7 protein-coding genes are annotated in these 8,881 nt (G+C 37.3%); all 7 read left to right on the top strand.

Going from position 1 to position 8,881, the window contains the following annotated elements; all coding sequences use genetic code 11:
* Nucleotides 1–4,387 (top strand): tape measure protein (locus tag F981_RS23080; protein WP_004726916.1); only part of this gene is annotated, 4,387 nt, incomplete at its 5' end.
* Between the two features lie 56 nt (nucleotides 4,388–4,443).
* A complete protein-coding gene (locus F981_RS23075; RefSeq protein WP_004726915.1) occupies nucleotides 4,444–5,193 on the top strand; it encodes a hypothetical protein in 750 nt (249 codons plus the stop codon).
* The gene (locus F981_RS23070) at nucleotides 5,186–5,569 is read left to right on the top strand and encodes a hypothetical protein (protein WP_004726914.1); all 384 of its coding nucleotides are present in this window, start codon (nucleotides 5,186–5,188) and stop codon (nucleotides 5,567–5,569) included. The genes F981_RS23075 and F981_RS23070 overlap by 8 nt, the downstream gene beginning before the upstream one ends.
* A 52-nt stretch (nucleotides 5,570–5,621) precedes the next feature.
* A complete protein-coding gene (locus F981_RS23065; RefSeq protein ID WP_004726913.1) occupies nucleotides 5,622–6,107 on the top strand; it encodes a hypothetical protein in 486 nt (161 codons plus the stop codon).
* Nucleotides 6,100–6,585, top strand: coding sequence for a DUF1833 family protein (locus F981_RS23060; protein WP_004726911.1), 486 nt, complete (start codon nucleotides 6,100–6,102; stop codon nucleotides 6,583–6,585). The genes F981_RS23065 and F981_RS23060 overlap by 8 nt, the downstream gene beginning before the upstream one ends.
* A complete protein-coding gene (locus F981_RS23055) occupies nucleotides 6,585–6,905 on the top strand; it encodes a hypothetical protein (protein ID WP_004726906.1) in 321 nt (106 codons plus the stop codon). The genes F981_RS23060 and F981_RS23055 overlap by 1 nt, the downstream gene beginning before the upstream one ends.
* Nucleotides 6,902–8,881: hypothetical protein (locus F981_RS23050; protein ID WP_004726904.1), on the top strand; the 1,980-nt coding region annotated here is incomplete at its 3' end. The genes F981_RS23055 and F981_RS23050, both read left to right, overlap by 4 nt.

The raw sequence follows: 8,881 nt of genomic DNA, 5'->3' as shown, positions 1-8,881 counted from the left end.
TAATTACGCAACTACTTCAATGAACTCTATGTCAGTGGCAGCACGTCAATTGGCAGGGTATTTGGCTGGGGTTGTGACTGTTGGTACTGCGATCGCTAAGATGGATACTTATACTGGTTTAAATAACAAACTTAAATTAGTCACTAAGAGCCAATCAGAACTCAATACTGCAATGAACGATACCTTCAAAATCGCTCAAAACACTGCACAAGCATGGGATTCGGTTGCACAGATCTATCAACGTTTTTCTGACAATGCAAAGCGTTTAAATATTACTCAAGCGAAAACTGCAGAATTAACTGACACAGTTGCTAAAGCAATCGCAATTAGTGGTGGTTCAGCTGCTTCGGCAGAAGCTGCATTAGTTCAATTTTCACAAGCTTTGGCTTCCAATGTTCTACGCGGTGAAGAGCTTAATTCCGTAATGGAGCAAGCGCCCGGACTTGCAAAAGCAATTGCTCAAGGTATGGGAATCACAGTAGGTCAATTACGTTCAGTTGCTGCTGAAGGGAAGATTACAGGTGATGTACTTGTTGACGCTTTAACAAAGGCACGTGGCTCAGTAAATGAACTATTTGGCAAAACGGATTTCACTATTGCTCAGTCATTCACGCAACTATCCAATGAAGTCACTAAGTTTGTGGGTGAGGCAGGCAAAGGGAGTGGGGCTGCAAATGCAATTTCAGGATCTCTAACTTTACTCGCAGAAAACCTTAACAATGTAACCAACATTGCTATGATCGGTGGTGCTTATTGGGTTGGCACTTATATTCCAGCACTTTATAAAAGTGTGGTTGCAGGATATGGAAAAGCTACCCAATTAGTTGAACAAACAGCTATTCAATGGGCAGCGATTGAAGCTGAAAAAGTAGCCGCAGCACAAGAATTGGCAGGTGCGGAGGCTAAATTAGTTAATCTTCAAGCTACACGCGCGCAACTTATCGAAGAATTGAAACTAGAATTAGCTCGCAAGAAAAAACAAATTTCAGATCAAGGCGCAATAAATTCTGATATTAGAATGGGGCTTTTACGTCAACAACAAGCTGCTATAAATACTGAATTAACTGCCACTGAAAATGCTTTAGCAGCAGCTAGAACAAGATCAGCTGTAGCAAATAATGCAACAATGGGGGCTGGGCGTGGTTTGCTCGGACTATTTGGTGGAGCAGGGGGATTAGTAGGTATTGTGGCGGCCGTTGGCGCATCAATGCTTTTAATGAGAGATAATACAGACTCAGCCACAAACTCTCTTAATATTCAAAAGCAATCTGTTAGAGAGATTGCAGCTGAATATAGTAAATTATCAGCAGCTAAACTTATCTCAGAAATGGATGAAATTGATAAAAGAATCAAAAAATCACAATCTGATGCTTCAAAAGCTAGAGATAGCTTATTGGGAATGGTAACAGGTAATTCTGAGTCAATAAGTAATGAAGAAATTAAACGTCAAAACCTAATGCTTGATCAACTTAAAAAGATCAAGGAAGAGGGTTTAAGTACAGCAGCTGCACTTCAGAATCTGAGTAAATCAAAATTATTTACAGATGGGGAGATTAAAAGTGCGCAGCGTTATTTTGCTCAATTAGATGAGGGTATAAGTTCAGCACGTGAATTTGGTTATCAGAAAGAATTAGCAAACAGCTATATGGCTAAAGCTTCAGGTCTTTATGAGAAAAATGCAGACAAAATTTCAAAGCTCACAAACGAGTCTGAGCGCTTAAATGAGTCATATTCAAACTCTAAAGAGTCAATTATTAAATCAGCTGAATCCTTTCTTCAAATCAGTGAAAATTCTGGTGCCTCAGCAAAACAATTAATTATTGCTAAAAATGCTCTAGATAGTTATAGCAAAGGAACAATTTCAGCAACGCAATTATCGCAGATATTTTTGGAAAATCTTCCAATTCCTCAAAAAACAATTGATTCATTTATTGCTCAATCAAAGCAAGCTGATGGCTACAAGAATTCAGTAGCTGGTGTGAACGTTGAGCTTAAGAAGCAAATTGATTTTAGAAATACTTATTTAAGTCAGCATCAAGGTGTTTTAGCTGCTGAAAAAGAGGTAACCGAAGAGAAACGGAAGCAATTAGCCAATGAACAGAGACTAAGTGAACTCCGAAAATCTGCCAACAAATCAATGCTTGACGATAATTATTGGATTAATACTTATAATCGAGAATTGAAAAATATTGGTGGTGATAAACAGAAAGCTTCAACTTTTGCTGATTTTGCACTTAATTGGCGAAAAGAGAACAAAATTGAAAGAGATGTTCAGTTAACCACCGAGCAAGCTAAAATTTTAAATGATCTATGGGTCTTAGATCAGAAGCGTAAAACACTATCGGATGAAGCAAGTAAATCCGAAAAAGAACGTACTAAGGAGTTTGAGAAGCAGCAAAAGCTTCAAGAAAAACAAGCTGTAGCACTAGCTGGAAATAATGAGCAAGTGCGGAATATGCTTCGAGTTTACCAAGCATTCCGTAATACAGGACTAGGAGATAAGCAAGCGCGTGTAATGACTGCACAAGTCGGACGAGAAAATGATTTCCGCAGTAGTGCGATGTTCGGCAGTCATGGTGATTTCAATAATGGCTTTACAAACACAGGATTTTTTTCATGGCAAAAAGGGCGTTCAGCTAATTTAATGAAGTTTTTACAAGGACAAGGTATGCTTGATAAAAACGGAAAAATTCAGCAAACCCAAGATGCCTTGGATGCAATGGCTAAATATGCAATGCAGGAAGTTGCGACTGTAAAAAGTTACAGCAAGACTAAAAATGCACTTACCGATGACAATTTGTCATATCGAGATCTTGAAAAGATCATAGGTAAAAATTTCGTTGGCTGGGATTACAATGGTAATGGCAAATTAGGTAAGGTGAATGCAGGGAAGCATTTAGCCAAACAAGACGGGTATTACAACAAACTTAGCAATCTTTTAGGATCTGACCCTGAGAACTCACTCAGTTCCATTAAAATGTGGGCTAAGTTTGATGATGAAGCTTTTAAAGCTCGCGCCAAAACAGAAGATGAAATTAAGCAACTTCAAGCCAAGTATGATACTGAAGCAATTCAGCGATCTAAGGCTAGAGATGAAGAAATCACTCAAGCCACGATTCTTGGTCAAACTCAACTCTTGCCTAAAATCAAAGAACGCTATAATGCCCAAGATAAATTGGCAAAACTCCAGCAAGATTATGAGCTCAATGGCTATAAATATACCGAGGATCAAAAGCTAATCTATCAGCGTGATTCAGCTAAGGAGCAATTAGATGCTGAGGGCAAGTATAGCGACGATGTAAAAGCACTTCGTAAAAAGGCTTATGATGATCTTTATGATTATGAGCTTGAAAAGTCAAAACTTGCTAAAGATCAACGGTTACTTCAGTCAACTGAATTTTACATGTCTGAGATTCAGCTTGCCAAAGCAAAATATGACATCGAAAGGAGACTTTTAGATCAGAGCAACGAAGATCCAAAAGAAAAAGTTTTTAAATCACAGATGCTTGAACTTCAAAATCAAGTTGATATGAATCGGCGTTTAAAAGATGCCTCTATGGGATGGGATTCTGTTCAATCTCAAATGAATGGATCGACTGGGCGTTTTCAAGTTAACCAAGATAAATTCAGCAGAATGGGCGCATCACAAAATCTATTTGATACACAGATTGCAGATGTTGAAAACCAAGAGCAAGAGCCAGGCGCTGATTTACAAAAATTAGCTGAGGTTCGTGAACAAATTTGGGCTGCACATAATCAACGTATGATTGATATTGAAAATCAATATCAAACGGATTCTTTGAATCTGCAATTAACCCAAGCTCAGCAATTGACTGGTTCATTTGCAAATATGTTTAAAGGTATTCTTGGTGAAAGTTCAGGTGCATATAAAACAATGTTTGCAATGCAACAGGCGTTTTCTATTGCATCATCAATGGTGGCGGCTTATACGGCATATTCGACTGCTTTTGCAGATCCTAGTGCAATGACTTTGACTCAGAAGTTTGCTGGTGGCGCGGCTGTTATGGCGGCCTTGATGCCAGCAATAACATCTATTTCATCTATATCTTTAAAGGGTATGGCCCACAATGGTATTGATAACATCCCAAGTGAAGGTACTTGGCTTTTAGATGGTGGTGAACGTGTCTTAAATCCTCAACAAAATAAGGATTTGACGAACTATCTTTCTAATAGTAAATCGCAAGGTCCAAACATTGTTATCAACAATAATGGCTCGTCCAAGGTTACTGCAAGACAGGGTGCGGATGGGAAAATCTATGTCACTGTTGATGAGGTGCAAGAAATAGTTGCTGGACAACTTCGCAATCCAAACAGTCAGATTTCTAAATCTGTTCAACAGAATACAACTGCAACCAGAAGAAGATAGATTTTAAAATTCTTGTAATTGATGTAAATTGGGGTGGTTATTTTTTGGAAAAAAATATGGCCACTCCAGCAAGGAAAAAGAAAACAGATGATGTTATTTCAACATTAGCATCATTAGGTCTCGGACAAACTCTTTCCGAGTTTAATTATGCTCGTTGTAAGAAGCTTTTGGCTGAGAGCAAAGATCAAACGCCTTTGGAGTTGTGGCGAATGCTTGATAGTCTAACCGAGTTAAATTTCAATAATTTAAAGACAGCACATGCTTTAGCAGTACTGAATGCTGATAAAAGTACTAATTTATCGGTATTAAGAAATGCTCATTATGTATTTAATCACACCTTGGATTATGTAAAAGCAAGCCAAACTATTGAAAAAATTATTGATTTAACGGAAAAGAGTAATCTTGACCTATCTCAATTACCCAGCGATTTCATCCTTGAGTTTTATTTATGTGGTCGACTTGAAGAATTACTAAAAAGGAAGAGTGTTATAGAAAAATTCAAGGATAAGATAGAGACTTTTCAAAATTTAGATAAATGGAACAACATAGACTCTGAAAAACTACGCATGATGATGAATATCATTCACAGTGTTGTTATATCCAATAATGCAAGATGCTGGTCTTTTGAATATAGTGTTGTTGAAGGAGAATTCCTTATATCTGCTAGTATAGATGCATCTTATGAGAAACTTTTGTATTTAGATAATCAAATTTTTGATGAGTGTTATAAGCTCAATCTTATAGATGAATTAAATGTTCTGTCATTTGGTTTTCACCCTTTTGATGGAGTTCAAGAAAATGACTAAAGACGAAATATTAAATCATTGCAAATCTATAATTAATACGGAAAATTCACATATTGAGGCACATGCGAGAAATATTATTGGAAGATCGTATTACTACACATATCACTCATTGGTTGAAAATGTAGAAGCTAGATTAAATTGGCAAGAAACAATATCGAATGGAGGTGTTCATGTGAAAATGATTAGTCGCCTTAAAGATAAAAATATTCCTTCATCAGATAAAGTTAAAGCATTAAGACTTTTCACTGAAATTAATCGATTTAAGAAAATGAGAACCAAAGCTGACTATCGATTAGAGCAATCTATTAAGTTTATAGAAGCTGAATACTGGCTAAAAAGGGCTGAGGATATTGGATTGGCACTTGACCAATTGTAGTAAGAAAGAATAACCAACAACCACCTTCGGGTGGTTTTTTATTGGAGAAACCATGCCAAATGTCTTATTAAGATGCGTCACGCAAAGTGGTTATTCTGTTGGATTCAAGAGTGGTGTTATTTCTCAAGAACTTGATGGTGGCGCTCCGCGTTATCGACGAGTATTTAAGAGTGCATACCACACTGTAAGTGTCCGATGGGTTGTAAAAGAAGCAGGGTTTCAATATCTAAATGCTTTACACAATGTTTGGTGTGAAAACCCAAATGAGTTTTTTTATGCACCACTCAAAGTGAATGGACCTGAATATAAGAACTATGAAGCGTATTTTGTTGAAGATTCATTTCAATTAAATAGTGTAGATGGTCTTATTTTTACATGTTCAGCTCAACTTCGAGTAAAGCCGATCGTAGATATTGAAGAGGATCGGCTTTTGGTTGAGGTTGGTAATGAGGGTATAGATCTATCTGAATTATTAGACCCACTTGAAAAGCTCGTCAATGTGAATATGCCAAATGCATTAAGGAGTATTCATGTCTGATTATGTTTCTTTCTTTCTAAATGCTGCTGGTGGTGTAACTCAGCTTGAATGTATTGAGATCAGCCATCCAAGTTTTTCAAAAGTTTATCGTTACGTTAAGAATGATACTCAGGGAATTACAGCTTCTAATCAGAATTATGATTATAAGCCTATGTCGATCAAGCGAAATAATGTCACCAATGATTTAGATCAAACGCTGTCTATTACGCTTGCAGATATGGATGATGAGCTGATGGATGAAGTTAAAAAGATTCATTCAAGTGTATTCCGCAAAATTAAACCTGAGTGTTCTTTTAAAATTTATCGAGATGATGATTTATCTGAGCCGATGATCTCGATGCCAGCATTAGAAATTCCCAGTGTGTCTAAAGATACATCAGGATTAGCGACTTTTGATGCTCAAGCACCGCAACTCAATAGTGTAAGAACAGGTCGTATTTACGCTATTGAAGAATTTCCATTACTTCGGAGAGCCTAATGACTATAGATAACTTATTGGATCGAGTGTGGACTTCAAAATACACATGCAATGAATTTGCGTGCGAAGCATGGCAACAAATTACAGGTGAAGATTTAACACAGCGATTAAATGACTTTCTAAATGGTAATGCTGGCTTTGATGTTCTTGAGGAACCCATCTCACCCTGCATTGTCTTTTTCTTAAATGGCAAAGAATCCCCAACACATGTTGGGGTTTTTTTTGAAGATAAATTATTACATCTATCTCGACGTGGTGCGCAATATGTACCACTCGAAATTATCAAGATGGGTTTTAGGCAGACGAGATATTACACATGAAAAAAACAGTCATCATTTGTCCAGATCCATACGATAAAAATACTTGGTCTACGGAACAGGTAGATGATGTCTGTGCATATTTGGCTCAGCAATTTACTGTATTTCCTGAAAACACTTTTATCTATCACAACTATGTTGCTGAAAGTAATGATGTTACGCCAAAGAGCAAATCTGATATTGAGCGTTTACAGGCGCTTGACGGTGTTTTTTATGTAGTAATAAAGCCAGCATGGATTTGGTATGTCTATTATGCACTTGTTGCAATTATGGCTGTGTACAGTGTTTATTCAATACTCACGATGCCAAAGCCTGATCAACAAAAAATTGGATCTTCAAATAATGAATTAGCAAATCGTACAAACAAGATGCGCATCAATTCGCGTGTACCCGATATTTACGGCACCTTGCGCGCTTATCCTGATTTGATTGCGGTGACTTACACCTACTATGAAAATAACATTGAAGTTGAAGAATGTTTGATGGTTTTAGGTCGTGGTTATTATCAAATCAAAGATTGCCGTGATGGTGAAACTGATGTAAATGGTATCGATGGGATTAGTGTGAGTGCATATGATCCTGGTGAGAGTATTGTAGGCAGCAACACCATTTACAAGGTCGGTAATGCTTTTACATCGCTTCCTCTTGATGTTGCTAAATCATCCTCAATAAATGGTCAAAGCCTTGTACAGCCAAACGATGTGATTATTGAAAGTCAGAGTATTTATTTCACAACTGGTGGTGTGATTCGAACTACTGACAATACTTTAGATTTTAGAGACAAGTTTAAAGTGGGGGATGGTATTGCTATTTCTGGTGCACAATTTGGGGTAGAAAATATTGTTCTATCTGGCTTATGCACTGTCACCAGCGATTATAAAATTATTGTTGAATCTGCCTTAGATATAAACTCAGTCGAGAAGTTCAAAGGTTTGCTGGTAAATGGGGCGAATGTTGCAATTACTGAAATTGATGAAGTAACAGAGGAAAGCACAACCAAATATTATGATTTGTCTGGACAGTATCAAGTCGATTCAATAGTCAAAACCCCTTCGGGATCTAATTTTAGTTATGCAATTTCCTTACATTCAGCAAAACAAGTGAACTACAACTGGAATTACATCACTGAGAACTATGATATCTCAGCTGGTTTAACCTTAAATGATAATGATGAAAGTGTTGATCTAGATGCTAACTATTCAGTCAGTGCTGTAGATGAGCATAGTATTAGTTTAGCGAATGCGACCACGATTAATGACGATTGGGATAAGATTCCAACACTATTTAATGGCAGTACTGCTGGTTTAAACAACTCTGAAATCTATTTAGAAATTGTAGCGAATAAATGGGTGGGTTGGTTCGAGCTTTATCATGAATCAGCAACTCAGTTGCAATTTAATATTTATTTTCCGCAGGGCCTCTACAACATCAATAAAGATGGTAAGACGCGCCCGGGTTATGTGGTTATCACAGTTCAGTATCAGTCAATTGATGACATTGGAAACCCAATTGGTGAAGTGAAGTCTAAAGACTTTTGGATTGAATACACAAGTAGAGATTCATTTGGGCGCACGCTCAATATAGAACTTGAAACAACAGGAAATCAGCGTTTTAGATTAGCAAAAACTGATGCCAAGACAGGCGCGAACCCGATGACCGAGTGTAAAGTCAAAGATGTTTATTTGACTTCACAGTATGACAAATCAGTCTATGAAGGCGTGACCGTTTTTAGGCTTCGGACAACTGCAACTAATGGCGCACTTTCAGTAAAAGAACGAAACTTTAATACTCTAATTACTCGAAAACTTCCTATTGATGGCGCTGGCTTATTAGAACCAACCAATGATGCAGGGCAGGCGCTTATTAACATGGCACTTGATCAGCACATTGGACGCCGATCTTCCTTAGATGTTGATATAGATAAGATCAAAACAGAAATTCAGGCAGTTAAAACATATTTTAATTCAACTGATGCAACT

The sequence above is a fragment of the Acinetobacter guillouiae CIP 63.46 genome (assembly GCF_000368145.1).
In the GTDB taxonomy this organism is placed as follows: Bacteria; Pseudomonadota; Gammaproteobacteria; order Pseudomonadales; family Moraxellaceae; genus Acinetobacter; species Acinetobacter guillouiae.
This window is presented reverse-complemented; position numbering and strand designations above follow the sequence as displayed.

Coding starts and splice junctions, on each gene's coding strand:
- F981_RS23075 (WP_004726915.1), top strand. CDS start 4,444: ATGGCCACTCCAGCAAGGAAAAAGAAAACAGATGATGTTATTTCAACA.
- F981_RS23070 (WP_004726914.1), top strand. CDS start 5,186: ATGACTAAAGACGAAATATTAAATCATTGCAAATCTATAATTAATACG.
- F981_RS23065 (WP_004726913.1), top strand. CDS start 5,622: ATGCCAAATGTCTTATTAAGATGCGTCACGCAAAGTGGTTATTCTGTT.
- F981_RS23060 (WP_004726911.1), top strand. CDS start 6,100: ATGTCTGATTATGTTTCTTTCTTTCTAAATGCTGCTGGTGGTGTAACT.
- F981_RS23055 (WP_004726906.1), top strand. CDS start 6,585: ATGACTATAGATAACTTATTGGATCGAGTGTGGACTTCAAAATACACA.